The organism is Actinomadura citrea (assembly GCF_013409045.1).
Classification (GTDB): Bacteria; Actinomycetota; Actinomycetes; order Streptosporangiales; family Streptosporangiaceae; genus Spirillospora; species Spirillospora citrea.
The window spans coordinates 8,403,991-8,430,883 of sequence record NZ_JACCBT010000001.1 but is presented as its reverse complement, the minus strand read 5'-3'; the positions used below and the strand labels follow the sequence as shown (position 1 = coordinate 8,430,883).

Annotated in this window: 26 protein-coding genes; 25 read left to right on the top strand and 1 reads right to left on the bottom strand. The window is 71.1% G+C overall.

The features are described 5' to 3' along the window. Positions 1-11 precede the first annotated feature (11 nt). From BJ999_RS38605 to BJ999_RS38580, 6 genes are all read left to right on the top strand, one after another. The gene (locus tag BJ999_RS38605) at positions 12-614 is read left to right on the top strand and encodes a TlpA family protein disulfide reductase (RefSeq protein ID WP_229810616.1); all 603 of its coding nucleotides are present in this window, start codon (positions 12-14) and stop codon (positions 612-614) included. A 20-nt stretch (positions 615-634) separates the two neighbouring features. Next, positions 635-1,354, top strand: a complete 720-nt coding sequence (locus tag BJ999_RS38600) for a cytochrome c biogenesis CcdA family protein (RefSeq protein WP_229810615.1) — start codon at positions 635-637, stop codon at positions 1,352-1,354. A gap of 1 nt (position 1,355) precedes the next feature. Further along, on the top strand, positions 1,356-3,047 hold the full coding sequence (gene resB / locus BJ999_RS38595) for a cytochrome c biogenesis protein ResB (RefSeq protein ID WP_179837800.1): 1,692 nt from the start codon (positions 1,356-1,358) through the stop codon (positions 3,045-3,047). A 4-nt stretch (positions 3,048-3,051) separates the two neighbouring features. Beyond that, a complete protein-coding gene (gene ccsB / locus BJ999_RS38590) occupies positions 3,052-4,077 on the top strand; it encodes a c-type cytochrome biogenesis protein CcsB (protein WP_179837799.1) in 1,026 nt (341 codons plus the stop codon). A gap of 137 nt (positions 4,078-4,214) precedes the next feature. Then, positions 4,215-5,186, top strand: a complete 972-nt coding sequence (locus tag BJ999_RS38585) for a hypothetical protein (RefSeq protein WP_179837798.1) — start codon at positions 4,215-4,217, stop codon at positions 5,184-5,186. 50 nt (positions 5,187-5,236) lie between these two features. Further along, a complete protein-coding gene (locus BJ999_RS38580; RefSeq protein WP_179837797.1) occupies positions 5,237-5,506 on the top strand; it encodes a hypothetical protein in 270 nt (89 codons plus the stop codon). Between the two features lie 215 nt (positions 5,507-5,721). Here BJ999_RS38580 and BJ999_RS38575 read toward each other — a convergent pair whose 3' ends face one another. Then, positions 5,722-5,925 carry a BldC family transcriptional regulator gene (locus BJ999_RS38575; RefSeq protein ID WP_141580358.1) on the bottom strand — a complete coding sequence of 68 codons (204 nt, stop codon included), beginning with the start codon at positions 5,923-5,925 and terminating at the stop codon, positions 5,722-5,724. 236 nt (positions 5,926-6,161) lie between these two features. Between BJ999_RS38575 and BJ999_RS38570 the strand changes: the two genes are divergently transcribed. From BJ999_RS38570 to BJ999_RS38480, 19 genes are all read left to right on the top strand, one after another. Continuing rightward, positions 6,162-7,175 carry a threonine ammonia-lyase gene (locus tag BJ999_RS38570; RefSeq protein ID WP_179837796.1) on the top strand — a complete coding sequence of 338 codons (1,014 nt, stop codon included), beginning with the start codon at positions 6,162-6,164 and terminating at the stop codon, positions 7,173-7,175. Positions 7,176-7,187: 12 nt separating this feature from the next. Then, a complete protein-coding gene (locus tag BJ999_RS38565; RefSeq protein ID WP_179837795.1) occupies positions 7,188-7,445 on the top strand; it encodes a DUF4229 domain-containing protein in 258 nt (85 codons plus the stop codon). A gap of 70 nt (positions 7,446-7,515) precedes the next feature. Further along, positions 7,516-8,229: a demethylmenaquinone methyltransferase gene (locus BJ999_RS38560; protein WP_179837794.1), complete on the top strand. Its 714-nt coding sequence runs from the start codon at positions 7,516-7,518 to the stop codon at positions 8,227-8,229. 135 nt (positions 8,230-8,364) lie between these two features. Further along, positions 8,365-9,621, top strand: coding sequence for a geranylgeranyl reductase family protein (locus tag BJ999_RS38555; RefSeq protein WP_179837793.1), 1,257 nt, complete (start codon positions 8,365-8,367; stop codon positions 9,619-9,621). A 157-nt stretch (positions 9,622-9,778) separates the two neighbouring features. Further along, positions 9,779-10,138: an NADH-quinone oxidoreductase subunit A gene (locus BJ999_RS38550; protein WP_089315506.1), complete on the top strand. Its 360-nt coding sequence runs from the start codon at positions 9,779-9,781 to the stop codon at positions 10,136-10,138. A 1-nt stretch (position 10,139) separates the two neighbouring features. Beyond that, on the top strand, positions 10,140-10,685 hold the full coding sequence (locus BJ999_RS38545) for a NuoB/complex I 20 kDa subunit family protein (RefSeq protein WP_179837792.1): 546 nt from the start codon (positions 10,140-10,142) through the stop codon (positions 10,683-10,685). A gap of 1 nt (position 10,686) precedes the next feature. Continuing rightward, positions 10,687-11,433, top strand: a complete 747-nt coding sequence (locus BJ999_RS38540) for an NADH-quinone oxidoreductase subunit C (protein WP_179837791.1) — start codon at positions 10,687-10,689, stop codon at positions 11,431-11,433. Continuing rightward, positions 11,430-12,776, top strand: coding sequence for an NADH-quinone oxidoreductase subunit D (locus tag BJ999_RS38535; RefSeq protein WP_179837790.1), 1,347 nt, complete (start codon positions 11,430-11,432; stop codon positions 12,774-12,776). Before BJ999_RS38540 ends, BJ999_RS38535 begins: the two co-directional genes overlap by 4 nt. After that, positions 12,773-13,552, top strand: coding sequence for an NADH-quinone oxidoreductase subunit NuoE (gene nuoE / locus BJ999_RS38530; RefSeq protein WP_179837789.1), 780 nt, complete (start codon positions 12,773-12,775; stop codon positions 13,550-13,552). Before BJ999_RS38535 ends, nuoE begins: the two co-directional genes overlap by 4 nt. Continuing rightward, positions 13,549-14,847 (top strand): NADH-quinone oxidoreductase subunit NuoF, encoded by a 1,299-nt coding sequence (gene nuoF / locus BJ999_RS38525; RefSeq protein WP_179837788.1) that lies wholly within the window; start codon positions 13,549-13,551, stop codon positions 14,845-14,847. The genes nuoE and nuoF overlap by 4 nt, the downstream gene beginning before the upstream one ends. Further along, complete coding sequence (locus tag BJ999_RS38520) at positions 14,844-17,327, top strand: NADH-quinone oxidoreductase subunit G (protein WP_179837787.1); 2,484 nt, start codon at positions 14,844-14,846, stop codon at positions 17,325-17,327. The genes nuoF and BJ999_RS38520 overlap by 4 nt, the downstream gene beginning before the upstream one ends. Beyond that, a complete protein-coding gene (nuoH, locus tag BJ999_RS38515) occupies positions 17,324-18,664 on the top strand; it encodes an NADH-quinone oxidoreductase subunit NuoH (protein WP_179837786.1) in 1,341 nt (446 codons plus the stop codon). The genes BJ999_RS38520 and nuoH overlap by 4 nt, the downstream gene beginning before the upstream one ends. Next, positions 18,651-19,301 (top strand): NADH-quinone oxidoreductase subunit NuoI, encoded by a 651-nt coding sequence (gene nuoI, locus BJ999_RS38510; protein WP_179837785.1) that lies wholly within the window; start codon positions 18,651-18,653, stop codon positions 19,299-19,301. Before nuoH ends, nuoI begins: the two co-directional genes overlap by 14 nt. After that, complete coding sequence (locus tag BJ999_RS38505) at positions 19,298-20,218, top strand: NADH-quinone oxidoreductase subunit J (protein ID WP_179837784.1); 921 nt, start codon at positions 19,298-19,300, stop codon at positions 20,216-20,218. The genes nuoI and BJ999_RS38505 overlap by 4 nt, the downstream gene beginning before the upstream one ends. Next, on the top strand, positions 20,215-20,514 hold the full coding sequence (nuoK, locus tag BJ999_RS38500) for an NADH-quinone oxidoreductase subunit NuoK (protein ID WP_021593191.1): 300 nt from the start codon (positions 20,215-20,217) through the stop codon (positions 20,512-20,514). Before BJ999_RS38505 ends, nuoK begins: the two co-directional genes overlap by 4 nt. 10 nt (positions 20,515-20,524) lie before the next feature. After that, a complete protein-coding gene (nuoL, locus tag BJ999_RS38495) occupies positions 20,525-22,441 on the top strand; it encodes an NADH-quinone oxidoreductase subunit L (protein ID WP_179837783.1) in 1,917 nt (638 codons plus the stop codon). After that, positions 22,438-24,054: an NADH-quinone oxidoreductase subunit M gene (locus tag BJ999_RS38490; protein WP_179837782.1), complete on the top strand. Its 1,617-nt coding sequence runs from the start codon at positions 22,438-22,440 to the stop codon at positions 24,052-24,054. Before nuoL ends, BJ999_RS38490 begins: the two co-directional genes overlap by 4 nt. Next, entirely contained in the window at positions 24,051-25,637 is a 1,587-nt protein-coding gene (gene nuoN / locus BJ999_RS38485) for an NADH-quinone oxidoreductase subunit NuoN (protein ID WP_179837781.1), read from the top strand. Before BJ999_RS38490 ends, nuoN begins: the two co-directional genes overlap by 4 nt. Before the next feature lie 49 nt (positions 25,638-25,686). Next, positions 25,687-26,688: a polyprenyl synthetase family protein gene (locus BJ999_RS38480; RefSeq protein ID WP_179839101.1), complete on the top strand. Its 1,002-nt coding sequence runs from the start codon at positions 25,687-25,689 to the stop codon at positions 26,686-26,688. Positions 26,689-26,893: the final 205 nt, after the last annotated feature.

Genomic DNA, 26,893 nt, shown 5'->3' with positions numbered 1-26,893 from the left:
GGAGGGGCACCGTGAACCCCCGCCGTATCTCGCCCTCGCGCGCTCCTTTCCGCGCGGGTGCCGCCGTCGCGCTCTGCGGCCTGCTCGCGGGCTGCGCCGGCACCGGCGCCGCGGAGGGCGGGCCCGACGGCGGCGACAACCGCTTCATCTCGGGCAACGGCAACGTGACCGAGTACAAGGCGGCGCAGCGCAAGAGCCTCGCGAACGTCACCGGGCAACGGCTCGACGGCGAATCCTTCAGGCTGGCCGACCTCAAGGGCAAGGTCGTCGTCGTCAACTTCTGGGCGTCGTGGTGCGCGCCCTGCCGGGGCGAGGCGCCGTCCCTCCAGCACGTCTACGACGGGAAGAAGGCGCAGGGCGTGGAGTTCCTCGGCGTCAACTTCAAGGACTCCAAGCCCAACGCGCAGGCGTTCGAGCGCAAGTTCAAGGTCACCTACCCCAGCCTCTTCGACGCCGACGGCCGCGTGACGCTGGCGTTCCGGGAGGTCCCGCCGAGCGCGATCCCGAGCACGCTCGTCCTGGACCGGCAGGGCCGCGTCGCCGCCCGCATCATCGGCGCGACGACGTTCACCAAGCTCGACCCCCTGGTTGGCAAGGTCCTCGCGGAGAAGTGAGCTCCCTGGACGAGACGGTCGTGAGCGGGTCGTTGGTGGCGGCGGCGCCGCTGGCCGCCCTCGCCGGGCTCGTCTCGTTCGCCTCGCCGTGCGTCCTGCCCCTCGTGCCGGGCTACCTGTCGTACGTGACGGGCATGACGGGCGCCGACCTCGCCGAGCAGCGGCGCGGACGGCTCCTCGCCGGGGTCCTGCTGTTCGTCGCCGGGTTCAGCGTCGTCTTCGTCAGCTACGGCGCGCTCTTCGGCGGGCTCGGACGGTGGCTGCTGGAGTACCAGGACACGATCACCCGCGTCCTCGGCGTCATCACGATCGTGTTCGGCCTGGCGTTCATGGGCTTGGTCCCCGGGCTCCAGCGGACGGTGAAGTCGGGGCGCCTCCCGGCGGCCGGGCTCGCCGGGGCGCCGCTCCTCGGCGTCCTGTTCGGGCTGGGCTGGACGCCGTGCATCGGCCCGACGCTCGGCGCGGTGCAGGGCCTGGCGATCACCGAGGCCAGCGCCGGGCGGGGCGCGCTGCTGTCGCTGGCGTACTGCGCGGGCCTCGGGCTGCCGTTCGTGGCCACCGCGATCGCCTACCGTAGGGCCCTCGGCGCGTTCGGCGCCGTGAAGCGCCACTACCCCCTGGTCATGCGGATCGGCGGGGGGATGCTCGTCCTCATCGGGGTGCTGCTCGTGAGCGGCCTGTGGGGTGACCTGACCATCGAGCTGAGGTCGTGGATCAGCGGCTTCGAACCGGTGATGTGAGATGACTGACACCAACACCGACCACCCCGGCACCGACCACGCCGCAGACGACGCGGAGGAGACCGGCACCGAGGCGCCCGCCGCGCGGCAGGCGCCGGAGGAGGTGCCGCGCCCCTCCGGCATCGGCCCGCTCGGCTGGCTGCGGTGGGGCTGGCGGCAGCTCACCACCATGCGGACCGCGCTGATCCTGCTGTTCCTGGTGGCGCTCGGCGCGGTGCCGGGCTCGATCCTGCCGCAGCGGGGCCAGGCACCCGAGAAGGTCGCCGCCTACCTGGAGAAGCACGAGACGCTCGGGCCCTGGCTCGACAAGTTCTCCATGTTCGACGTGTTCGCGGCCCCCTGGTTCGCGGCCATCTACATCCTGCTGTTCGTCTCGCTCGCCGGCTGCGTCGTCCCGCGCGCCGTCAAGCACTACAGGTCGATGCGGGCGCGCCCGCCGGCGGCCCCCCGCAACCTGGCGCGACTGCCGCAGTCGGCCACGTACGAGACCGACGCGTCTCCTGAGGACGTCCTCGACGAGGCCCGCACGGCCCTGCGCGCCCGCCGCTTCCGCGTGGACGTGTCCAGCGGCGCCGCGTCGGCCGAGAAGGGCTACCTGGGCGAGACGGGCAACCTGCTCTTCCACCTCGCGCTGCTGGCGCTGCTGTTCGCGCTCGGCCTCGGGAACCTGTTCGGCTACCGGGGCAACGTCCTGCTGACCGAGGGCAAGACCTTCGCCAACTCGCTCGGCCTCTACGACCAGTTCCAGCCCGGCCGCGCCTTCAGCGGCGGCGAGCTCGCCCCGTTCACGGTCACGCTGGACGACTTCAAGGCCGAGTACGAGGCCAAGGGCGCCAAGCGGGGCCAGGCCACCGAGTTCAACGCCAAGATCCATTACCGGTCGAGCCCGGACGCCCCGAACAAGCCCTACGACCTGCAGATCAATCATCCGCTCAAGGTCGGCGGCGCGAAGGTGTACCTGCTCGGCCACGGGTACGCGCCGGTGTTCACCGTCCGGGACGCCAAGGGGAACGTCGCCTTCCAGGATTCGGTGCCGTTCCTGGAGATGGAGCCGCGGAACCTGACGTCCGAGGGCGTCATCAAGGTCCCCGACGCCGAGCCCGACCAGCTCGCCTTCTACGCCATCCTGTGGCCGACCGCGGTGGCGAGCGAGGACGGCAAGCAGATCGTCTCGGCGTTCCCCGCGCCGCTGCGCCCGGTCGTCACGATCACCGCCTTCAAGGGCGACCTCGGCCTGGACTCCGGCAGCCCGCAGTCGGTCTACAAGCTGGAGGGCGTCGGCAGGACGATCCAGCCGATCAAGGGCGGCCAGAAGCTCCTGGAGCCGGGAGAGTCCTTCGCGCTGCCCGGCGACGCCGGCACGGTGACCTTCGACGGGCTCAAGGAGTGGACGAGCCTGTCGGTCAACCGCGACCCCGGCCGCATCCCCGCGCTCATCGCCGCCGTCCTCGCGGTGCTCGGCGTGGCGACCTCGTTCATGGTCCGCCGGCGCAGGGTGTGGGTCCGTGCGAGCGCCGGAGAGGGCGGGCGTACGGTGGTGGAGGTCGGCGGTCTCACGCTGGGGAACCCGACCTCGGAGTTCGACGACATCGTGACCGCGCTGCGCGGTCCGCAGGACGGGCCCGCTTCCGAGCCCGGCGAGACCCCCGCCGCCGACGGCCCCTCGGGTGCGGCGACCGAACCGAAGGAGTGACGAGGTGAGCAACGCCGACCTCGCGAACCTGAGCGACAAGCTCATGCTGACCACCGTGATGATGTACATCATCGCGCTGGTCGCCTACGCCGCCGATCTGGGCTTCGGCCGCCGCCGCGCGGTGGAGGCCGCCCCGGCGAAGAGCGGGGCGAAGGTGCTGGTGGGCGCCGCCGGGGCCGAGAGCGCGGCCGGCACTCCGGACACGGCCGGTGACTCCGCCTCCGCCTCCGCCTCCGCCTCCGCCTCCGACGAGGCCGCGGATGCGGACGCGGGGGCCGAGCGTCCCCGGGTCGACTGGATCCGGCTCGCCGTCCTGCTGAACGTGCTCGGCTGGGGCGCGCAGCTCGGCGTCCTCGTGACCCGCGGGCTCGCCGCGAACCGGTGGCCGTGGGGGAACATGTACGAGTTCCTCACCGCCATCGCGTTCGCCGCCGTCACCGCGTTCATGGTCGTCATGTTCCGCTACAAGGCGCGGTTCCTCGGCGCGTTCGTCATGGCCGCCGCGGTGATCGCCCTCGGCGTCGCCAACATCTGGCTGTACGACTCGGTGGGCCCGGTCAGCCCGGCGCTGAACTCCTACTGGATCGCCATCCACGTGACCGCCGCGATCATCGCGACCGGCGCGTTCACCGTCGCGGGCGCCGCGACGATCCTGTACCTGCTGAAGGAGCGCGCCGAGTCGCGCGGCGGGGTCGCGGCGGGCGGCGTGCTGTCGCGCCTCCCGTCGGTGGAGGCCCTGGACCGCCTCTCCATGCGGGTCACGATGTTCGCGTTCCCGATCTGGACGGCCGCGATCATCATGGGCGCCATCTGGGCCGACCAGGCGTGGGGCCGCTACTGGGGCTGGGACCCCAAGGAGATCTGGTCCTTCGTCACCTGGGTCATCTACGCGGCCTACCTGCACGCGCGCGCCACCGCCGGCTGGAAGGGCCGCAAGGCCGCCTTCCTGTCACTGCTCGCGTTCGCGGCGCTGCTGTTCAACTTCTTCGGCGTGAACTACATGTTCTCCGGCCTGCACTCCTACGCCTGACGCGCGGCGGAGCGCCGCGGCCGCGTGACTCCATGGGATGACGGAGAGTCGGGTTCCGGCTTACCCTTCCTCAGGGACCCGGTCCAGCGGCGGTCGCCGCTCGATACCCCCGCGGGTCCGGCTGACAGAGGAGCCCGATGCGCTTCAAAGGCGTGCACCGCAAGCCCCGGGAGACGTTCCGAGGCGGACGGTTCCGCGCGGACGCGGCCGGCGACGAGGTCCCCTACGCGCCGTCCCCGCCCGACTCGGGGCAGGTGCGGCCGCGCAGCAACCAGCCGCGCGACCGGTTCGGCCGCTTCCGCAAGGCGGGCCGCGACGACGACTACGCGCTCGGGCCCGAACGTCCGGAGGCGGGCCCCGTCGACACGGCGGGCGGCCTGCGCGGGATGACCGGCCGGCTCGGGCGGCGCGGGCAGGGCCGGCCGCGTTCGGGCGACTACTCCTGGAGCGACTTCGAGCTGGAGGACGACCGGCCGCGCGTGGAGCCCCATCCGCCGGGCACGCCGCACGCCGCCGACGGCCGTCGTGACTGCGGCGTGCTTGAGGGCGTCCTGCACCGGCAGTGGGACGTCCGGGAGGGGCCGCCGCCCGAGGTGATCGGGGCCGTGGAGAGCCTGGCGTCGCTCCCGGAGCCGCTGAAGGAGAAGCTGGCGAGCGGCCTCGACGGCATCTACGTCGGCCCCGGCGGCGTCCCCCAGCTCGACGACATGGGCCACCTGCGCGACCGGCCGCTGCCGTCGGGCCGCGCCACCTGGGACATCTGCGCCGGCGCGTACGGCGACCGCAAGATCGTCGTGGGGGACCGGCCGTCCCCGACCCCGGACGTGATGCTGCACGAGGTCGGGCACGCGCTCGACGACATCGACGGCGACGAGGGCGAGTGGACCTCCGACAGCCCCGCCTTCCGGCAGCTGTACGAGGAGTGCCTGCCGTATCTGGCGAGCGAGTTCCACAAGCAGCCGAACGCGCTCGGCCGCCGCGAGTTCTTCGCCGACGCGTTCGCCGCGATCTCCTCCCGGCAGCGCCCCGCCCTGGTGGATATGCTCGCCGGCAACATCCGCACGGCCCTTGAGGTCATGCTCTTCTTCAACCGCAGGTACGGGATCTAGGACGCCGAGATGACAGGCCGCGCGACGACAGACGGCGAAGGTGATCGACGATGTACGTGATCCGGCTTCCCGACGGCACGCTCCGGGTCCCCCACAGCGTTCTCGCCGACGGCGGCGAGCTCGGGCCCGAGGCGAGCGAGGGACGGATCATCGCCGACGCCTACGTCGAGATCGGCCCGGACGATCCCGACTACGACCGGTTGCTGAGCGAGTCGCTCACCGAGGAGGAACTGGCGGAACGGCGGCGCCGCTGGCGGGACGAGGACGCGGACCTGCTCCGCCGGTTCGAGGAATGGAAGGCGGACGGCGCCGAAGAGTGAGCACGGGGAAAGGCGAGCACTGGGGAAGCGAGCACTGGGGAGTGAGCGCGAAATCGGTGGGCGCGAGTCCGAGCCTTGAAAGGCGAGTGCTGGAGAGTGAGCGGGGGCGGGGCGGGGAGCGCCCCGGCCGCCCGGCGAGGACTGCCTTCGGCCAAGGACTGCCTCGGCGGGCGGTCCGGGCGGCTCAGGACCGGGGTCCGGGCGATGGGCCCAGGTCAGTGGGCCGAATGCTCGGCGACGGGCTCCTCGCCGCGCAGCAGCGCGTGCACCTCGGACTCGCGGAAGCGCCGGTGGCCCCCCGGAGTGCGGATGCTGCTGATCCGGCCCGCGGCGGCCCACCGGGTGACCGTCTTCGGGTCGACCCGGAAGAGGGCGGCGACCTCTCCTGGAGTCAGCAGGCGCTCGCTCGTGCTTTCCACGTCTTCTCTCCCCCTTTGTCCCGCTCTCGGCGCGGGTGGACTGTTTAACAGTGTGGCGGGTCAAGACCGATTTCTCCCTTGTTTTCGGAAAAGATCACCGACCGTAGTCCGCCGAACAGCGGCGATGACGGACGGTGATTCCGGCATGGGTCACAGTGATCACCCTGACCCCCGCTGACCTGCCATGTCACGCGGCCGAGGCCCCCGCGACCACCCGGGAGAAGTAGTCTCCGGGCATGTCCGACCTCGTATCGCTGCCGGAGATCGAACGGGCCGCCGAGCGCATCGCGGGCGTCGCCGTCCGGACGCCGCTCGTCCCGTTCTCGCGCGACCCCGCCCCGTCCGCCGCCGGCGCGCCCGCGCTGCTGGTGAAGGCCGAGTCGCTGCAGCCGATCGGCGCCTTCAAGCTGCGCGGCGCCTACTCCGCCATCTCCTCCCTCGCCCCGGGGGAGCGCGAGCGCGGCGTGGTCACGCACTCCAGCGGCAACCACGCGCAGGCCGTCGCCTACGCGGCCCGCGCGCTCGGCACCAGAGCCGTCCTGGTCATGCCGCACACCACCCCGGGCGTGAAGGTCGACGCGTGCATCGCGCTCGGCGCCGAGGTCGTGTACGTGGAGCCGACCTCCCAGGCCCGCGCCGAGACCGCGGGCAAGCTCGCCGCCGCGCACGGCTTCACCCTGGTCCCGCCCTACGACGACGCCCGGATCATCGCCGGCCAGGGCACCGCCGGGCTGGAGATCGTCCAGGACCGCCCGGACGTGGACGTCGTGCTCGTCCCGGTCGGCGGCGGCGGTCTGATCGCCGGCGTGTCCGCCGCGATCAGGGCGCTGCGCCCGGAGGTGAAGATCGTCGGGGTCGAGCCGGAGCTCGCCGCGGACGCCCGCGACTCGATGGCGGCGGGGCGTCCCGTCGAGTGGGCGGCGGAGGAGACCGGCCGCACCATCGCCGACGCGCTGCGCGTCCAGCGGGTCGGCGACCTGCCGTACGCGCACATGCGCGCCCACGTGGACGGCGTCGTCACGGTCACCGAGGACGAGATCCGGCAGGCGATGCGCCGCCTCGCCCGCGAGGCCCGGCTCATCGCCGAGCCGGCGGGCGCCGTCGCCACGGCCGCCTACCTCTACCACCGCGCGGAGCTCCCCGAGGGACGCACCTACGTCTCGATCCTGTCCGGCGGCAACGTCGACCCGGCCCTCTTCCTGGACGTGCTGAGCCGACCCCGGGGCGAGGACGCTCAGGACCGGGGATAGCCTCGAAGTGCCATGCGTTCCGTCATCCTCTACACCCTGGCCCGGGCCGTGATCTTCGCGGTCACCGCGGGGGTGCTCGCGCTCTTCGGGGCCCGCGGGTTCCTGCTCCTGCTGCTGGCGCTGCTGATCAGCGGCGTCGTCAGCTACGTCCTGCTGTCCGCGCAGCGGGACCGGATGTCCGCCGTCGTCACGCGGGGCGTGCGCTCGCAGCGCGAGAAGTTCGAGAGATCGGTCGCCAAGGAGGACGCCCCGCGCCCCCGCGCGGATTGAACCGGGCGCCCCCCGTGCGGACCGACCCCCGCCCCCGCGCGCAGGGCCTTGTGCGGCCTAGGCTGGAGCCATGACCCGCGCTTCACTCGACAAGCAGCCCGCCGACGTCGCGGCGATGTTCGACGGCACCGCCGAGCGGTACGACCTGATGAACTCGCTGATGACCGGCGGCCAGGACCGGCGGTGGCGGCGGGAGGTCGTCCGGGCGCTGGAGGCGCGGCCGGGTGAGCGGGTGCTCGACCTCGCGGCGGGGACGGGGACGTCGTCGGTGCCGTTCGCCGAGGCCGGCGCCGACACGGTCGCGTGCGACTTCTCGCTCGGGATGCTGCGCGTCGGGGTGCGCCGCCAGGCGGATGTCACGGGCCTGCGCTTCGTCGCGGGGGACGCCCTGCGGCTGCCCTTCGCGGACGGCTCCTTCGACGCCGTCACCATCTCCTTCGGGCTGCGCAACGTCGCCGACACGGGGCTCGCGCTGCGCGAGCTGCGCCGGGTCGCGAGGCCCGGCGGGCGGCTGGTGATCTGCGAGGTGAGCCACCCCCCGAACGCGCTGCTGGCGCTCGGCCACAAGGCGCACCTGCGCTACGGGCTGCCGCTGCTGGCGCGGGTCAGCTCCAACCCCGACTCCTACCGCTACCTCGCCGAGTCGACCCTCGCCTGGCCCGACCAGGCGGGGCTGGCGCGGCTCATCCAGGACGCGGGCTGGGGCGGGGTGCGCTGGCGCGATCTCACGTTCGGCGTGGTCGCCCTGCACCATGCCGTCAACCCGTCCGTCAAGCCTGCTTGACAGACGGCGGCCGGTGGTTCGGACCGGTCCAAACTTGGACCGGCCCAGAAGTACCCACCAGTCGTGATAAAGGAATAGACTCCCCACCGGATCCTTGTGAAGTACTTCACAAGCGAACGAGCGAAGAGGACCATCGTGACCGACTCCACCCGACACGCGGATGCCATCGTCGTCGGGGCGGGCCCCGCCGGGTCGTCGACCGCCTATTGGCTCGCGCAGGCCGGCCTGGACGTCTTCCTGCTGGAGAAGGCCACCTTCCCGCGCGACAAGATCTGCGGCGACGGCCTCACCCCGCGGGCCGTCCGCGCCCTCATCGGCATGGGCGTCGACATCAACGATCCCGGCTGGGGGCGCAACAAGGGCCTGCGCATCTACGGCGGCGGCGTCAAGGTCGAGCTGCCCTGGCCGGAGCTCGCGTCCTTCCCCGACTTCGGCCTCGTCCGCAAGCGCACCGACCTCGACCAGCTCCTCGCCGAGCACGCCGCCAAGGCCGGCGCGCAGCTCCTGCAGGGCTGCAACGTGACCGGCCCGATCGTCGACGAGCGCACCGACCGCATCACCGGCGTCACCGCCGAGTACGAGGGCGAGGAGATCGAGTTCCACGCGCCCCTGGTCGTCGCCGCCGACGGCAACTCGACCCGGCTGTCGCTCGCCATGGGGCTGCGGCGCCGCGAGGACCGTCCGATGGGCGTCGCGGTCCGCCGCTACTTCCAGACCCCGCGCCACGACGACGAGTTCATGGAGGCGTGGCTGGAGCTGTGGGACGGCCAGCGCCTGCTGCCCGGCTACGGCTGGGTGTTCGGCGTCGGCGACGGCACGTCCAACGTCGGCCTCGGCCTGCTCAACACCAGCAAGGCGTTCCAGAACGTCGACTACCGCGGCATGCTCAAGCGCTGGTGCGCGCAGATGCCGGAGGACTGGCAGTTCGACGAGGAGCACGCGACCTCCAAGATCCGCGGCGCGGCGCTGCCGATGGGCTTCAACCGGCAGCCGCACTACACCCGCGGGATGCTGCTCGTCGGCGACGCCGGCGGCATGATCAACCCGTTCAACGGCGAGGGCATCGACTACGCCCTGGAGTCCGGCCGGCTGGCCGCCGACATCATGGTGCAGGCGCTCGCCCGCCGCACCGCCGCGCAGCGCGAGCGGACCCTGTACGAGTACCCGCGCATCCTCAAGGACGAGCACGGCGGCTACTTCACCCTGGCCCGCGTTTTCGTCCAGGCGATCGGCGACCCGCGGATCATGAAGTTCCTGACCGCGCACGGCCTGCCGCACCCGACGCTGATGCGCTTCACGCTGAAGCTCCTCGCGAACCTCACCGACCCCAAGGGCGGGGACGCGATGGACCGTGTCATCAACGCGATGCAGAAGGTGGCGCCGGCCGCATGAACGCGCGCGTGGAATTCAAACTTCCGCAGGTGAGCGGACTAAAGTGCAGTACCCGACCCCCTGAGGGGAGCGCTATTGATCACCTTGGCTAGGGTGGCGGGTCGCAGGCGGCCCGTCCCGTACAACGTCGTACGTCCCGAGGAGAGGCTGTAGAGATATGGATCTCTATATTCCGATCATCGTGCTGGGTGTGCTCGCCTTCGCGTTCGCCGGCGGCTCGGTGGCGATGGCCGCGCTCACGGGGCCCAAGCGCTGGAACCGCGCCCGGCTGGACGCCTACGAGTGCGGCATCGAGCCCACTCCGCAGCCGGTCGGCGGCGGGCGCTTCCCGATCAAGTACTACCTGACGGCGATGCTGTTCATCGTCTTCGACATTGAGATCATCTTCCTTTACCCCTGGGCGGTCGCGTTCGACCGGATGGGGCTCTTCGGCCTTGTCGAGATGGTTCTTTTCATCGTCACCGTCCTCGTGGCGTACGCCTACATCTGGCGGCGCGGCGGTCTGGAGTGGGACTGACATGGGTCTAGAGGAGAAACTTCCCAGCGGCTTTCTGCTGACCACGGTCGAGCAGGTCGCGGGGTGGGCGCGCAGCAGCTCGATGTGGCCGGCGACGTTCGGCCTCGCGTGCTGCGCGATCGAGATGATGGCGACCGGCGACCCCCGGCACGACTTCTCCCGGTGGGGGATGGAGCGCGCCTCGGCGACGCCGCGCCAGGCCGACCTGATGATCGTCGCGGGCCGGGTGAGCCAGAAGATGGCGCCGGTGCTGCGGCAGATCTACGACCAGATGACCGAGCCGAAGTGGGTCATCGCGATGGGCGTGTGCGCCTCGTCCGGCGGCATGTTCAACAACTACGCGATCGTGCAGGGCGTGGACCACATCGTCCCGGTGGACATCTACCTCCCCGGCTGCCCGCCGCGGCCGGAGATGCTGCTGGACGCGATCCTCAAGCTGCACGACAAGGTCCAGAACACCAAGCTCGGGCCGCAGCGCGCGAAGCAGGTCGCCGAGCTGGAAGAGGCCAAGCGCCGCCAGCTCCCGTTGCTGGGACAGGGGGCCTGACATGAGTTCGGAGAACCCTGAGCAGCGGGCCGAGCAGGGCGCCGACAAGCTCCCCGCGCAGACCGAGGAGGAGCGCCGCGAGCAGCCGGTCGTCCGCAAGGGCATGTTCGGCGCGCGGACCACCGGCGACACCTCCGGCTACGGCGGGCTCGTCATCCGGCAGAGCCCGAAGGTGTCCGCGCAGCGCCCCTACGGCGGGCCCGGCGGCGCCGCCGAGGCCGGCGAGTTCGACGAGGTCGCCGACGAGTTGGAGCGCGCCTACCCGCACTTCGGGGACGCCGTCGACCGGGTCGTGGTCGACCGCGGCGAGATCACGTTCTTCGTGAAGCGCGAGCACCTCCTGGAGGTCGCGCGGACCATGCGGGACGAGCCGTCCCTGCGCTTCGAGATGTGCTCGGGCGTGTCGGGCGTGCACTACCCGAAGGACGAGGGCGCCGAGCTGCACTCGGTCGTGCACCTGCTGTCGATCACGCACAACCGGCGCGTCCGGCTGGAAGCGACCTGCCCGGACGCCGACCCGCACGTCCCGTCGCTGGTGCCGGTCTACCCGACGAGCGACTGGCACGAGCGGGAGACCTACGACTTCTTCGGGATCGTCTACGACGGCCACCCGGCGCTCACGCGCATCGAGATGCCCGACGACTGGGTCGGCCATCCGCAGCGCAAGGACTACCCCCTCGGCGGTGTTCCCGTCGAGTACCGCGGAGCGGAGATCCCCCCGCCCGACGAGCGGAGGTCGTACGTATGAGTTCCACGAAGTACACCGAGTACGACGCCTACGCCGCGGAGGAGGCGGCCGAGGGCAAGGTCTTCGACGTCAACGGGCAGGACTGGGACCAGGTCGTCGCCGGCGCGGAGGACCTCGGCGACGAGCGGCTCGTCGTCAACATGGGCCCGCAGCACCCGTCCACGCACGGGGTGCTCCGGCTCATCCTGACGCTCGACGGTGAGACGGTGAACGAGGCCCGGGTGGGCATCGGCTACCTGCACACCGGCATCGAGAAGAACATGGAGTTCCGCACCTGGACGCAGGGCACCACGTTCTGCACCCGGATGGACTACCTCGCGCCGATCTTCAACGAGACGGCGTACTGCCTGAGCGTGGAGAAGCTGCTCGGCGTCACCGAGCAGGTCCCGGAGCGGGCCCAGATCATCCGCGTGATGATGATGGAGCTGAACCGGATCTCCTCGCACCTGGTCGCGATCGCCACGTTCGGCCTGGAGCTCGGCGCGACGACGGTGATGCTGAACGGCTTCGTCGAGCGCGAGTACACCCTCGACCTGTTCGAGGAGATCACCGGCCTGCGGATGAACATGGCCTACGTCCGTCCGGGCGGGGTCGCGCAGGACCTGCCGAGCGGCGCGACCAGCAAGATCCGCGACTATCTGGACCGGATGCCGAAGCGGATCCAGGCGCTGCGCAAGCTGATGGACGCCAACCCGGTCTACCTGGCCCGCACGCAGAACATCGCGTACCTGGACCTGACCGGCTGCATGGCGCTCGGCATCACCGGCCCGGTGCTGCGCTCGACCGGCCTCCCGTGGGACCTGCGCAAGTCGCAGCCCTACTGCGGCTACGAGACCTACGACTTCGAGGTCGCGACGCAGGACACCTGCGACGTCTACGGCCGCTACCTCGTCCGGATGGACGAGATGGAGGAGTCGCTGAAGATCGTCGAGCAGTGCCTGGACCGGCTCCAGTCGGTCAAGGGCCCGGTGATGATCGAGGACAAGAAGATCGGCTGGCCGGCCCAGCTGGCGATCGGCGCGGACGGCATGGGCAACTCGCCCCGGCACATCGCGCACATCATGGGCACCTCGATGGAGGCCCTGATCCATCACTTCAAGCTGGTGACGGAGGGGTTCCGGGTGCCCGCCGGGCAGGCGTACGCGCCCATCGAGTCGCCGCGCGGCGAGCTCGGCGCCCATGTGGTCAGCGACGGCGGCACCCGGCCGTACCGCGTCCACTTCCGCGAGCCGTCCTTCGTCAACCTGCAGGCGGCCCCGGCGATGGCGGAGGGCGGCATGGTCGCCGACGTCATCGCGGCGGTGGCCAGCATCGACCCGGTCATGGGGGGAGTGGACCGATGACATACGGACCTGAGGTCCGCGAACGGCTGGAGCGCGACGCCAAGGAGATCATCGGCCGGTACCCCCGGCCGCGCTCGGCGCTGCTGCCCATGCTGCACCTGGTGCAGTCGGTGGAGGGCCACGTCACCGAGGACGGGATCGAGTTCTGCGCGGAGCAGCTCGGCATCACCCCGGCGCAGGTGACGGGTGTCGCGACCTTCTACACGCAGTACAAGCACGCGCCGGTCGGCGAGTTCCACGTCGGCGTCTGCATCAACACGCTGTGCGCGGTCATGGGCGGCGACCAGATCTGGAACGAGCTGAGCGAGCACGCGGGGGTGGGCCACGACGAGGCCACCCCGGACGGCAAGGTCAGCCTGGAGCGGATCGAGTGCAACGCGGCCTGCGACTTCGCGCCGGTGATGATGGTCAACTGGGAGTTCTTCGACAACATGACTCCTGAGAAGGCCAAGCAGCTCGTCGACGACCTGCGCTCGGGTAAGCAAGTGCTTCCTTCGCGCGGGCCGGAGAGCCTGGCCACCTGGAAGGAGGCGTCCCGCGTGCTCGCCGGCTTCCCGGACGGGCGCGCCGGCGAGGGCGTCCAGGCCGGGCCGGAGTCGCTGCGCGGGCTGAAGCTGGCGCAGGAGCGCGGCTGGGAGGCGCCCCGCACGGACGTCGACCGCGAGCGTCCCGAGGAGCCGGTGAAGGCCGAGGAGATCGCCGAGCCGCCGCAGGAGCCGGGCAAGCCCATGGGCGGCAAGGCCAAGCCGGGATCGCAGGAGGGGCGGAACAAGTGACCACGCTGACCCCCATCCTCACGAAGAACTGGGACCGTGCCGACTCGTTCACCCGCGCGGGCTACGAGCGCGACGGCGGGTACGAGGCGCTGCGCGCGGCGTTCCGGATGGAGCCGGACGAGATCGTCCAGGCGGTCAAGGACTCCGGTCTGCGCGGCCGCGGCGGCGCGGGCTTCCCCACCGGGATGAAGTGGGGCTTCCTGCCCCCGACCAGCCCGAACCCGCGCTACCTCGTCGTCAACGCCGACGAGTCCGAGCCGGGCACGTGCAAGGACATCCCGCTGATGATGGCCAACCCGCACGTGCTCGTCGAGGGCGTCATCATCAGCTCGTACGCGATCAAGTCGAACCTCGCGTTCATCTACGTGCGCGGCGAGGTGCTGCACGTGATCCGCCGCCTGCACCAGGCGGTGGCGGAGGCGTACGAGGCCGGCTACCTCGGCAAGGACATCCTCGGCTCCGGCTACGACCTGGACGTGGTCGTGCACAGCGGCGCCGGGGCCTACATCTGCGGCGAGGAGACGGCGCTGCTGGACTCCCTCGAAGGGTTCCGCGGTCAGCCCAGGCTCAAGCCCCCCTTCCCGGCGGTCGCGGGCCTCTACGGCGGGCCCACCGTCATCAACAACGTCGAGTCGATCTCCTCGGTTCCCTCGATCATCGCCAACGGGCCGGAATGGTTCGCCTCGATGGGCACCGAGAAGTCCCAGGGCTTCGGGATCTTCTCGCTGTCCGGGCACGTCACGCGGCCCGGGCAGTACGAGGCGCCGCTCGGCATCACGCTGCGCGAACTGCTCGACATGGCGGGCGGCGTCCGCGAGGGCCACCGGCTGAAGTTCTGGACGCCCGGCGGGTCGTCCACCCCGATCTTCACCGACGAGCACCTGGACGTGCCGCTGGACTTCGAGTCCGTCGGCGCCGCCGGATCCATGCTCGGTACCCGGGCCCTGCAGATCTTCGACGAGACGACCTGCGTCGTCCGCGCCGTGCTGCGCTGGTCGGAGTTCTACGCGCACGAGTCGTGCGGCAAGTGCACGCCGTGCCGCGAGGGCACCTACTGGTACAAGCAGATGCTGAAGCGGCTGGAGGCGGGCCAGGGCTCCGAGGAGGACCTGGAGACCCTGCTGGACCTGTCCGACAACATCCTGGGCCGGTCGTTCTGCGCCCTCGGCGACGGCGCCACGAGCCCGGTCGTCTCGTCCATCAAGCTGTTCCGGGACGAGTACCTCCGGCACTTCGAGCTCGGGGCCTGCCCGTTCGACCCGGCCAAGTCCACCCTCTGGGGAGGTGCCAAGTGACCGTCACCGACGACAAGTCGGCGGTGGAGAAGCCGGTGGAGATGGTCGCCTGCACCATCGACGGCTTCGAGATCGAGGTGCCCAAGGGCACGCTGATCATCCGGGCCGCCGAGCTGCTCGGCATCCAGATCCCCCGGTTCTGCGACCACCCGCTGCTGGACCCCGTCGGGGCCTGCCGGCAGTGCCTGGTGGAGATCCCCGACGCCGGCAACGGCCGCGGCATGCCGAAGCCGCAGGCGTCCTGCACCACCGCGGTGATGCCGGGCATGGTGGTCAAGACCCAGCTCACCTCGCCGGTCGCCGACAAGGCGCAGCACGGCGTGATGGAGCTGCTGCTGATCAACCACCCGCTGGACTGCCCGATCTGCGACAAGGGCGGCGAGTGCCCGCTGCAGAACCAGGCGATGTCCAACGGCCGCGGCGAGTCCCGGTTCGTGGAGGCCAAGCGGACCTTCCCCAAGCCGATCCCGCTGTCCAGCCAGGTGCTGCTCGACCGGGAGCGGTGCATCCAGTGCGCCCGCTGCACCCGGTTCTCCGACCAGATCGCCGGCGACGCGTTCATCGACCTGTTCGAGCGCGGCGCGAAGGAGCAGGTCGGCGCGGCGGACGGCAAGCCGTTCCAGTCCTACTTCTCCGGCAACACCGTGCAGATCTGCCCGGTGGGCGCGCTGACCGGCGCCGCGTACCGGTTCCGGTCCCGCCCGTTCGACCTGGTCTCGCAGCCGAGCGTCTGCGAGCACTGCGCGTCCGGCTGCGCGCTGCGCACCGACCACCGGCGCGGGAAGATCACGCGGCGGCTGGCCGGGGACGACCCGCAGGTCAACGAGGAGTGGAACTGCGACAAGGGCCGCTGGGCGTTCACCTACGGGACGCAGCCCGAGCGCCTCGCGCAGCCGCTCGTGCGGGGCGAGGACGGCGAGCTGGAGCCGGCGTCCTGGCCCGAGGCGCTCACCATCGCGGCGCGCGGCCTGGCGGCGGCGCGCGGCTCGGCCGGCGTCCTGACCGGCGGCCGCGTCACCCTTGAGGACGCCTACGCCTACGCCAAGTTCGCCCGGATCGCGCTCGGCACCAACGACGTCGACTTCCGGGCCCGGCCGCTGTCGGAGGAGGAGTCGCGGTTCCTCGCCTCGTCCGTCGCGGGCCACCCCATCGAGGTGACCTACGCCGACCTGGAGAAGGCGCCGGTCGTCCTGCTCGCGGGGTTCGAGCCCGAGGAGGAGTCGCCGATCGTCTTCCTGCGGCTCCGCAAGGCGCACCGCAAGAACGGCCTGAAGGTGTTCGCCGCGGCCCCGTTCATGACGCGCGGGCTGGCGAAGGTCGGCGGCACGCTGCTGCCGACGCTTCCCGGCTCGGAGGGCGAGGTCCTCGGCTCCCTCATCGGGGACGCCGCCGGCATCGGGGATGACGCCAGCACAGACATCCGCACGCTGCTGGAGACCCCCGGCGCCGTCATCCTCGTCGGCGAGCGGCTCGCCACCAGCCCGGGCGCGCTGACGTCGGCGACCCGGGTGGCGCAGGCGACCGGCGCCCGGCTGGCCTGGGTGCCGCGCCGGGCCGGGGAGCGCGGTGCGATCGAGGCCGGGGCGCTGCCCGGGCTGCTGCCGATCGGCCGTCCGGTCACCGACGCGGACGCGCGCGCCGAGGTCGCCCGCACGTGGGGCGTCGCCGACCTGCCCGCCGGTCCCGGTGAGGACACGGCCGGCATCATCGCGGCGGCGGCCGCGGGGCGGCGCGGCGCGCTGCTCGTCGGCGGTGTCGACCCCTACGACCTGGCCGACCCGGAGGCGATGCTGCGGGCGCTGGAGGCCACCCCGTTCGTGGTGAGCCTGGAGCAGCGGCCGAGCGCGGTCACCGACCGCGCCGACGTCGTCCTGCCGGTCGCGGCGGTGGCGGAGAAGGCCGGGACGTTCGTCGACTGGGAGGGCCGCGGCCGCCCGTTCGACGTCGTGCTCAAGTCCGCCGGGCGGATGTCCGACCTGCGGGTGCTGGACGCGCTGGCCGACGAGATGGACGTCCACCTGGGCCTGCCGGGCCCGGAGGCCGCCCGCCGCGAGATGGCCGGCCTCGGCGCCCACAGGGGCGAGCGCCCGGACGCGCCGAACGTCGCGCAGGGCCTGGCGCCGCACCCCGAGCAGGGCGAGGCCCTCCTCGCGACCTGGCGGCTGCTCCTCGACCGGGGCCGCCTCCAGGACGGCGAGCCGTTCCTCGCGGGCACCGCCAAGCCCGCCGCCGCCCGGCTGTCGCCCGCGACGGCCGCGGAGATCGGCGCCACCGGCGCGGTGACGGTGTCGGGCCCGCGCGGCGAGGTCACGCTCCCGCTGGAGATCACCCCCGACCTGCCCGACCGGGTGGTGTGGCTGCCGACGAACTCGGCGGGCTGCGCCCTGCACCGGGACCTCGGCGCGGTCGCGGGAGGCGTCGTCAAGATCGCGGGCGCGGTGCCCGCGACCGCGACCGAGAACGCTGGAGGCATCGAATGAGCTCCCTGGCAGCGGCGCCGGCGCCCGACCCGCGACTGCAGGACTTCGGGTCGGACCCGTGGTGGCTGATCGGCGGCAAGGTCCTCGCCATCTTCGTGTTCCTCGTCGTCACCGTGCTGATGACGATGTGGATCGAGCGGCGCGTCATCGGCCGGATGCAGCTGCGCGTCGGTCCCAACCGCGCCGGGCCCTTCGGCCTGCTGCAGGGTCTCGCCGACGGCGTCAAGCTGGCGCTGAAGGAGGACATCGTCCCCCGCCAGGTCGACAAGATCGTGTTCGTCCTGGCGCCGGTGATGGCGGCGGTGCCCGCGTTCATCTCCTTCATCATCATCCCGTTCGGGCCGACGGTCTCGATCTTCGGGCACCAGACGGCGCTGCAGGGCACCGACCTTCCGGTCGCGGTGCTGCTCGTCCTCGCGATGTCCTCGATGGCGATCTACGGCATCGTGCTGGCCGGCTGGTCCTCGATGTCGCCGTACTCGCTGCTCGGCGGGCTGCGCTCGTCCGCGCAGATGATCTCCTACGAGATCGCGATGGGCCTGTCGTTCGTGGCCGTGTTCATGTTCGCGGGCTCGATGTCCACCTCGGAGATCGTCGCGGCGCAGCACGACAAGTGGTTCGTGGTGCTGCTCGCGCCGTCGTTCGTCGTGTACGTCATCACGATGATGGGCGAGTCGAACCGCATCCCGTTCGACCTCCCCGAGGGCGAGGGCGAGCTGGTCGGCGGCTTCCACACCGAGTACTCGTCGCTGAAGTTCGCGATGTTCTTCCTCGCGGAGTACATCAACCTCGCGACGCTGTCGGCCCTGGCCACCACCCTGTTCCTCGGCGGCTGGCGCGCCCCCGCTCCGATCTCCACGGTGTGGGCGGGCGCCAACTCCGGCTGGTGGCCGGTGCTGTGGTTCCTGATCAAGATCTTCCTGTTCATCTTCTTCTTCATCTGGCTGCGCGGCACGCTGCCGCGCGTGCGCTACGACCAGCTGATGAAGCTCGGCTGGAAGGTGCTGATGCCCTTCTCGCTCGGCTGGATCCTGCTGGTCGCGACGATCCGCGCCCTGCGCAACGACGGCTACGAGATGCGGCAGCTGTTCATCGCCGCCGCCGTGGTCGCCGCGATCGTGCTGGTCGCCACGGTGATCTGGGAGATGGCCCGCGGCCGCGAGGACGACAAGGAGATCGTCCCGGGGGCGACGCCGGGGCCGCGCACCGACCCGTCGGCGGGCGGGTTCCCGGTACCGCCGATGGACGCGCCCCACTACCACGGCCGCGCCCGCGAGCCGGACCGGCCGGTCACGATCGAAACCCCCTCCGAGGAGGTCACCAGTGGGACTCACTGATTTCCTGAACCCGGTCAAGGGGTTCGGGGTCTCGTTCCACCAGATGTTCATGAAGAGCGAGACCGTCCAGTACCCCGAGGTGAAGAAGCCGACGGCTCCTCGCTTCCACGGGCGGCACCAGCTGAACCGGTGGCCGGACGGCCTGGAGAAGTGCATCGGCTGCGAGCTGTGCGCGTGGGCGTGCCCCGCGGACGCCATCTTCGTCGAGGGCGCCGACAACACCGCGGAGGAGCGGTACTCGCCCGGCGAGCGCTACGGCCGCACCTACCAGATCAACTATCTGCGGTGCATCCTGTGCGGGCTGTGCATCGAGGCGTGCCCGACCCGGGCGCTCACGATGACCAACGAGTACGAGCTCGCCGACGACAGCCGCGAGAGCCTCATCTACACCAAGGAGATGCTGCTGGCGCCGCTGCGCGAGGGCATGGAGACGCCCCCGCACGAGATGCGGCTCGGCGACACCGAGGAGGACTACTACCGCCTCGGCCTCCAGGAGAGCGAGCAGTCGCCGTCCTCCGGAACGCCTTCGGCTCCGAAGGTCCCCGCCGAGGGCGGCGGGCGCGCCGGCGCCGACCAGGCCGCCGAGCGCGAGAAGGCCAGGCGCGAGAAGGCGCGCAAGGGCGGTGAGGGCAAGTGACCGGCTCCGTCGCGAGCGCGCACGTGCTCGCCGCCGAGGTCGCCGACAAGCAGTCCGGCGAGCCGTTCTTCTTCTGGCTGCTGGCGATCGTCTCGGTGCTCGCCGCGCTCGGCATGATCTTCATGCGGAAGGCGGTGCACTCGGCGCTGCTGCTGGCGACCGTGATGCTCTGCCTGGCCGCGCTGTACGCGATCCAGAACGCGCCCTTCCTGGCGTTCGTGCAGGTGATCGTCTACACCGGCGCGGTGCTGATGCTGTTCCTGTTCGTGCTGATGCTCGTCGGGGTCAGTTCCACCGACTCGCTGGTGGAGACGATCCGGGGCCAGCGGTTCTGGGCGGTGCTCGCCGCGATCGGCTTCCTCGTCCTGCTGTCGGTCGGGGTCGGCAACGCCGCGCTCGGCGGCTCGGCCGGGCTGACCCAGGCCAACTCCGAGGGCAACATCGTCGGGCTGGCCCGGCTGCTGTTCTCCAAGTACGTGTTCGCGTTCGAGGCGACCAGCGCCCTGCTGATCACCGCGGCGCTGGGCGCGATGGTGCTGGCGCACCGGGAGCGCACCGAGCCGAAGCCGACGCAGAAGGACCTGTCGCGGCAGCGGTTCCTGTCCGGCTCCCACCCGGGCCCGCTGCCGGGTCCCGGCACCTACGCCCGGCACAACGCCGTCGACATGCCGGCGCTGCTGCCCGACGGGACGCCCTCGGAGCTGTCGGTCAACCCGGTCATCGCGGCCCGCACCGACACCGCGGAGCGGCACGCCGACCTGTACGGCGGCTCCGAGGAGGAGGCCCTCGAACGGGACGTGGCCGCGGTCAAGGCGGTCACCGAGGACGTTCGCGACACGGACGCCGAGGCGCGCTCGGTCAAGTCGGGGACGCCCGCCGCTGGCGGCGGCGCGAGTGAAGGCGAGGCAGGAGAATGAGCCCAGGGCATTACCTGGCGCTCTCGGCGATCCTGTTCACCATCGGAGCGCTGGGCGTCCTCGTGCGCCGCAACGCCATCGTGGTGTTCATGTGCGTCGAGCTGATGCTGAACGCGACGAACCTGGCGTTCGTCTCGTTCTCCCGTATGCACGGCAACCTGGACGGCCAGATCATCGCCTTCTTCGTGATGGTGGTGGCCGCGGCGGAGGTCGTGGTGGGTCTGGCGATCATCATGACCATCTTCCGGACCCGCAGGTCCTCGTCGGTCGACGACGCGAACCTGCTGAAGTACTGAGAGGCCAGGGATGAAAGCGGAAGGCATCCAGGCCGCGTCCTGGCTCCTCGTCGCGCTCCCGCTCGCGGGCGCCGCGATCCTCCTGCTGGGGGGACGGCGAACCGACAAGTGGGGCCACCTGCTCGGCGCCGCGATGTCGGTGGCGTCGTTCGCGGTGGGCGCCGCGATGTTCGCCCAGATGATCGGGTACGACGCCGAGACCCGGCGCCGCACCCTGCACCTGTGGGACTTCATCGACGTCGGCACGTTCAAGGTCGGCATGGACCTGCTGGTGGACCCGCTGTCCATCACCTTCGTCCTGCTGATCACCGGGGTGGGCTCGCTCATCCACATCTACTCCATCGGCTACATGGCCGAGGACCCCGACCGGCGCCGGTTCTTCGCCTACCTGAACCTGTTCCTGGCGGCGATGCTGCTGCTGGTGCTGGGAGGCAACTTCCTGATCCTGTTCCTCGGCTGGGAGGGCGTCGGACTCGCCTCCTACCTGCTGATCGGGTTCTGGCAGCACAAGCCGACCGCCGCGACCGCCGCGAAGAAGGCGTTCGTCGTCAACCGCGTCGGCGACATGGGGCTGATCATCGCGATCGCGCTGATCTTCGCCTCGTTCGGCACCATCGACTTCGGCTCGGTCCTCGGCACCGGCGCCGAGCACGTGGGGCTCGCCTCCAAGCTCGGCACCGGCACCGCGACGGCCATCGGGCTGCTGCTCCTGGTCGGCGCGTGCGGCAAGTCCGCGCAGCTCCCGCTGCAGTCGTGGCTGCTGGACGCGATGGAGGGCCCGACCCCGGTGTCGGCCCTGATCCACGCCGCCACGATGGTGACCGCGGGCGTCTACCTGATCGTCCGGTCCGGGCCGATCTTCGAGATGTCCGAGACCGCGCAGCTGGTGGTGACGATCGTCGGCGCGGCCACGCTGCTCGCCGGTGCGATCATCGGTTGCGGCAAGGACGACATCAAGAAGGCCCTCGCCGGGTCGACGATGTCGCAGATCGGCTACATGGTGCTGGCCGCCGGGCTCGGCCCGGCGGGTTACGTGTTCGCCATCGCGCACCTCGTCGCGCACGGCTTCTTCAAGGCCGGCCTGTTCCTCGGCGCCGGCTCCGTCATGCACGGCATGAAGGACGACGTGAACATGCGCCACTACGGCGCGCTGCGCACGGTCATGATGATCACCTACGTGACGTTCGGGCTCGGGTACCTCGCCATCATCGGGTTCCCCGGCCTGTCCGGCTGGTTCACGAAGGACGGCATCATCGAGGCCGCCTACGACAAGGGCGGCACGTCCGGGCTGATCCTCGGCTCCTGCGCGCTGATCGGCGCCGGGATCACCGCCTACTACATGTCGCGGGTCATGTTCATGACGTTCTTCGGCGAGAAGCGCTGGGAGGACGACGTCCACCCGCACGAGTCGCCGGCCGTCATGACCTGGCCGCTGATGCTGCTCGCGGTCGGCTCCGTCTTCGCGGGCGGGTTCCTGATCCTCGGCAGCTTCCCCGAGTTCCTCGAACCGGTCGTCGGGGCGCCCGAGCACGCGCACGAGTTCAAGTGGCTCACCGCGCCCGGCGCCGCCACCTTCGTCCTGATGATCGTCGGCGCCGGGATCGCCTGGATGCAGTACGGCGCCCGCAAGGTGCCGCGCGAGGCGCCCAAGGGCTCGTTCGTCACCGTCGCGGCCCGCAAGGACCTCTACGGCGACGCGCTCAACGAGTCGCTGCTGATGCGTCCCGGCCAGTGGCTGACCCGGCTCGCGGTCTGGTTCGACGGGCGCGGCGTCGACGGCGCCGTCAACGGGACGGCCGCCGGTGTCGGCGGCAGCTCCGGCCGGCTCCGGCGGGTCCAGACCGGCTTCGCCCGCTCCTACGCCCTCTCGATGCTGGGCGGCGCGGCCCTCGTGGTCGCGGCGCTCCTGGTGGTGAACGTGTCATGAGCGACTTTCCCTGGCTGAGCGTCCTCATCGCGCTGCCACTGGCGGGCGCGGTGCTGCTCACCGCCATCCCGCGCGAGCGGGAGGCGCTGGCCAAGCAGTTCTCGCTCGGCGTCTCCCTCGTCGTCGCGGTCCTCACCGGGGTCATGGCGGCGGGCTTCGACGCGGGCGGTGCGCGGTTCCAGTTCACCGAGAAGTACTGGTGGATCAAGGAGTTCGGAGTCCACTGGGCGGTGGGCGTCGACGGCGTCGCGCTGGTGCTGATCCTGCTGTCGGTGATCCTCGTCCCGCTGGTCATGCTGGCGTCGTGGAACGAGGCCGACCGGTCCGGCGGCGTGGACGCCCCGGCCCGGGACGAGGCGGGGCGTGGCCACGGGGGCGGAACGCAGCGGTCGGTGAAGACCTACTTCGCGCTGCTGCTGACGATGGAAGCGGCCATGATCGGCGTGTTCGCCGCGACGGACGTGTTCCTGTTCTACGTCTTCTTCGAGGCGATGCTCATCCCGGTGTACTTCATCATCGGGTACTACGGCGGCGCGCAGCGCTCCTACGCCGCGGTGAAGTTCCTGCTGTACTCGCTGTTCGGCGGGCTGCTGATGCTCGTCGCCGTCATCTGGCTGTACCCGCTGTCGAGCCGGTCGGTCGACGAGGGCGGCCTCGGGCACGGCACGTTCATGTTCGACGAGCTGTCGAAGATGAACATCGACCCGACGACGGCCAAGTGGCTGTTCCTCGGCTTCTTCGTCGCGTTCGCGATCAAGGCGCCGATGGTGCCGGTGCACACCTGGCTGCCGGACGCGGCGCAGCAGTCCCCGGCGGGCGCGCTGGTGCTGATCGTCGGCGTCCTGGACAAGGTCGGCACCTACGGCATGCTCCGGTTCTGCCTGGAGCTGTTCCCCGGCGCGGCCAAGTGGGCGACCCCGGTCGTGCTGGCGTTCGCGGTGCTCAGCATCATCTACGGCGCGGTCCTCGCGATCGGCCAGGTCGACATGAAGCGCCTCATCGCCTACACGTCGGTGTCGCACTTCGGGTTCATCGTCCTCGGCATCTTCGCGATGACGTCGCAGGGCCAGTCCGGCGCCGCGCTCTACATGGTGAACCACGGGTTCTCCACCGGCGCGCTGTTCCTCGTCGTCGGCTTCATGATCGTCCGGCGGCGGTCGGCGCGGATCTCCGACTTCGGCGGGGTCCAGAAGGTCGCCCCCGTCCTCGCGGGGATGTTCCTGGTCGCCGGCCTGTCCGCGCTGTCGCTGCCCGGCCTGTCCACGTTCGTATCGGAGTTCCTGGTCATCGTCGGGACGTTCAGCCGGTACGAGTGGGCGGGCGCGCTCGCGGTGAGCGGCGTCGTGCTCGCCGCGATCTACGTCCTGTGGATGTACCAGCGGACCATGGGCGGCCCCAAGACGCCCGCGGTCGAGGGCATGAAGGACCTGTCCGCCCGGGAGAAGTGGGCCCTCGCGCCGATCATCGCGATCATCGTGGCGATGGGCCTGTTCCCGCAGCCGGTGCTGCACGTGATCAACCCGTCGGTGGGCCACACGCTGGCCCGGGTCGGCGAGCACGACCCGGCGCCGGACATCACCGGTAACGTCGCCGAGAACGGAGCCCGTCCATGAGCACCACCAGTCAGGTGAGCGCGGTCCTCGCGCAGGGGGGTGACATCCCCGCGCCGCACATCGAGTACGGGCAGATCGCCCCGCTGCTCCTGGTCCTCGGCGTCGCCGTCGTGGGCGTGCTCGTCGAGGCGTTCGTCGGCCGGAGCGCGCGCTACTACGTGCAGGTGCCGCTCGCGTTCCTCGGCCTCGCGGGCGCGTTCGGCTGGACGATCGCGCTGGCATGGCGCGACAACCCGCACCACGTCGCCGCCGAGGGCGCTCTGGGCGTGGACGGCCCCACGCTGTTCATCCAGGGCACCATCCTGGTGCTGGCCCTGGTCAGCCTCCTGCTCATCGCCGAGCGGGGGGAGGGCAGGGCCGGCGGCCACTTCGCCGCGCAGGCGTCCGCCCTGCCCGGCAGCGAGGCCGAGCAGCGCACCACCGAGGCGGGGTTCACCCAGACCGAGGTGTTCCCGCTGATGATGTTCGCCGTCGGCGGCATGGTGATGTTCCCGGCGGCCAACGACCTGCTCACCATGTTCGTGGCGCTGGAGGTCATGTCGCTGCCGCTGTACCTGCTGTGCGGGCTGGCCCGCCGGCGGCGCCTCCTCTCGCAGGAGGCGGCGGTCAAGTACTTCCTGCTCGGCGCGTTCTCCTCGGCGTTCTTCCTGTACGGGGCGGCGCTGCTGTACGGGTACGCCGGGTCCGTCCGGCTGTCGGACATCTCCGTACAGATCGGCAAGGACGCGGGCAGCGAGACCCTGCTCCTCGCGGGCGTCGCGCTGCTGTCGGTCGGGCTGCTGTTCAAGCTCGGCGGCGTCCCGTTCCACATGTGGAAGCCGGACGTCTACCAGGGCGCTCCCACCCCCATCACGGCGCTGATGGCGTCCTGCACCGTCGTCGCCGCGTTCGGCGGGATCCTGCGCGTCTACTACGTCGCGTTCGAGACGCTGAAGTGGGACTGGCGGCCCCTCATGTGGGGTGTGGCCATTCTCACCATGGTCGCCGGGTCGATCATCGCGATCACGCAGACCGACATCAAGCGGATGCTGGCCTACTCCTCGATCGCGCACGCGGGCTTCCTGCTCATGGGCGTGATCGCCAGCTCGGCGGACGGCCTGTCCAGCACGATGTTCTACCTGGTCGCCTACGGCTTCACCTCGATCGGCGCGTTCGCCGTCGTGACGATGGTGCGGGACGCGGGCGGCGAGGCCGGCCACCTGTCGCGGTGGGCCGGCCTCGGCAAGCGGTCCCCGGTGGTCGCGGGCGTCTTCGCCTTCTTCCTCCTGGGCTTCGCCGGCATTCCGCTGACCAGCGGTTTCACCGGGAAGTTCGCGGTGTTCAAGGCTGCCGTCGAGAGCGGTGCGACACCCCTGGTGATCGTCGCCGTGCTCTCCTCCGCGGTCGCCGCGTTCTTCTACGTCCGTGTGATCGTCGTCATGTTCTTCAGCGAGCCGGACGCCGAGGGCCCGGTCGTGGTGGCCGGCCCGGCGACCGCGGTCGCGGTCGCGGTCGGAGTGACGGCTACTGTGGTACTCGGCGTGATCCCGCAGCCCGTTCTGGACCTCGCGGGGCAGGCCACGACCCACATGTTCGTCCGGTAGGGAGTCTTGGGTGAGCAACCCATTCGCTGAGAAGTCCGGCGGGCCGGCCATCCAGGAGACCGGCCCGTTCGGGCTTCCCGTCGACGCCGCGCTCGCGTCCGACGCCAAGGAGCGCCTCGCCGCCGTCGAGTCCCTGCTGCTCGACTGCGTCCGGGGCGAGGACCCGCTGCTGACCGAGGCCTCGCAGCACCTCGTCGAGGCGGGCGGCAAGCGGTTCCGGCCGATGCTGGTGCTGCTGGCCTCCCACTTCGGCGACCCGGCGGCGCCCGGCGTCGTCCCGGCCGCCGTCGTCGTCGAGCTCACCCACCTCGGCACCCTCTACCACGACGACGTCATGGACGAGGCCACCGTCCGCCGCGGCCAGCAGTCCGCCAACTCCCGCTGGACGAACACCGTCGCCATCCTCACCGGCGACTACCTGTTCGCCCGCGCGTCCGACCTGCTCGCCGACCTCGGCCCCGAGGCCGTCCGCATCCAGGCCCGCGCGTTCGCCCGCCTGGTCCGCGGCCAGATCCAGGAGACCGTCGGCCCCGGCGAGGACGCCGACCACCTCAAGCACTACCTCCAGGTCGTCGCCGACAAGACCGCGTCCCTGATCGCCGTCTCCGGCCAGTTCGGCGCCCTGCTCTCGGGCGCCCCCGCCCACGTCGTCGACACGGTCACCTCCGCCTGCGAGAAGATCGGCATCGCCTTCCAGCTGTCCGACGACATCCTCGACATCGACTCCGAGACCGAGGAGTCCGGCAAGACCCCCGGCACCGACCTGCGCGAGGGCATCCGCACCCTCCCCATGCACCACGTCCTCGCCGGCATCGGCTCCGGCCCCGACGACGCCCGCCTCCGCGAGCTCCTCACCCAGGACCTCACCGACGACGCCCTCCACGCCGAGGCCCTCACCCTCCTGCGCGCCCACCCCGCCATGGACCGCGCCCGCGCCGACCTCCGCCGCTGGGCCGAGGACGCCCGCACCGAACTCCTCACCCTCCCCGAGATCCCCGCCCGCGACGCCTTCACCAACCTCTGCGACTATGTAGTGAGCCGTACCGGCTAGCTGTGTTTACTGCAGTGCCCTCCTCCTTCGGGCCCGGAGGGCCCTCCATCGTCGGGCACTGCGGCGATCGCTGGCATCGCTCCGGCTCGCCTTGCGGCTCGCTGCGCGATCAGATTCTTGCTTCGCTCGAATCTGCCTTCGGACGCGATCGCGGCCATTGTGGTTGTTGCGTGGTTGCGGCGGTCGCTTGGGTCGGTGCGCCCGT

Bases quoted from the DNA above. Each gene is read 5' to 3' on its own strand.
- nuoH (WP_179837786.1), top strand. From the start codon at position 17,324: ATGAGCTCCCTGGCAGCGGCGCCGGCGCCCGACCCGCGACTGCAGGAC.
- BJ999_RS38570 (WP_179837796.1), top strand. From the start codon at position 6,162: ATGTCCGACCTCGTATCGCTGCCGGAGATCGAACGGGCCGCCGAGCGC.
- BJ999_RS38490 (WP_179837782.1), top strand. From the start codon at position 22,438: ATGAGCGACTTTCCCTGGCTGAGCGTCCTCATCGCGCTGCCACTGGCG.
- nuoN (WP_179837781.1), top strand. From the start codon at position 24,051: ATGAGCACCACCAGTCAGGTGAGCGCGGTCCTCGCGCAGGGGGGTGAC.
- BJ999_RS38580 (WP_179837797.1), top strand. From the start codon at position 5,237: ATGTACGTGATCCGGCTTCCCGACGGCACGCTCCGGGTCCCCCACAGC.
- nuoL (WP_179837783.1), top strand. From the start codon at position 20,525: ATGAAAGCGGAAGGCATCCAGGCCGCGTCCTGGCTCCTCGTCGCGCTC.
- BJ999_RS38545 (WP_179837792.1), top strand. From the start codon at position 10,140: ATGGGTCTAGAGGAGAAACTTCCCAGCGGCTTTCTGCTGACCACGGTC.
- BJ999_RS38540 (WP_179837791.1), top strand. From the start codon at position 10,687: ATGAGTTCGGAGAACCCTGAGCAGCGGGCCGAGCAGGGCGCCGACAAG.
- BJ999_RS38550 (WP_089315506.1), top strand. From the start codon at position 9,779: ATGGATCTCTATATTCCGATCATCGTGCTGGGTGTGCTCGCCTTCGCG.
- nuoE (WP_179837789.1), top strand. From the start codon at position 12,773: ATGACATACGGACCTGAGGTCCGCGAACGGCTGGAGCGCGACGCCAAG.
- resB (WP_179837800.1), top strand. From the start codon at position 1,356: ATGACTGACACCAACACCGACCACCCCGGCACCGACCACGCCGCAGAC.
- BJ999_RS38585 (WP_179837798.1), top strand. From the start codon at position 4,215: ATGCGCTTCAAAGGCGTGCACCGCAAGCCCCGGGAGACGTTCCGAGGC.
- nuoK (WP_021593191.1), top strand. From the start codon at position 20,215: ATGAGCCCAGGGCATTACCTGGCGCTCTCGGCGATCCTGTTCACCATC.
- BJ999_RS38565 (WP_179837795.1), top strand. From the start codon at position 7,188: ATGCGTTCCGTCATCCTCTACACCCTGGCCCGGGCCGTGATCTTCGCG.
- BJ999_RS38535 (WP_179837790.1), top strand. From the start codon at position 11,430: ATGAGTTCCACGAAGTACACCGAGTACGACGCCTACGCCGCGGAGGAG.
- BJ999_RS38560 (WP_179837794.1), top strand. From the start codon at position 7,516: ATGACCCGCGCTTCACTCGACAAGCAGCCCGCCGACGTCGCGGCGATG.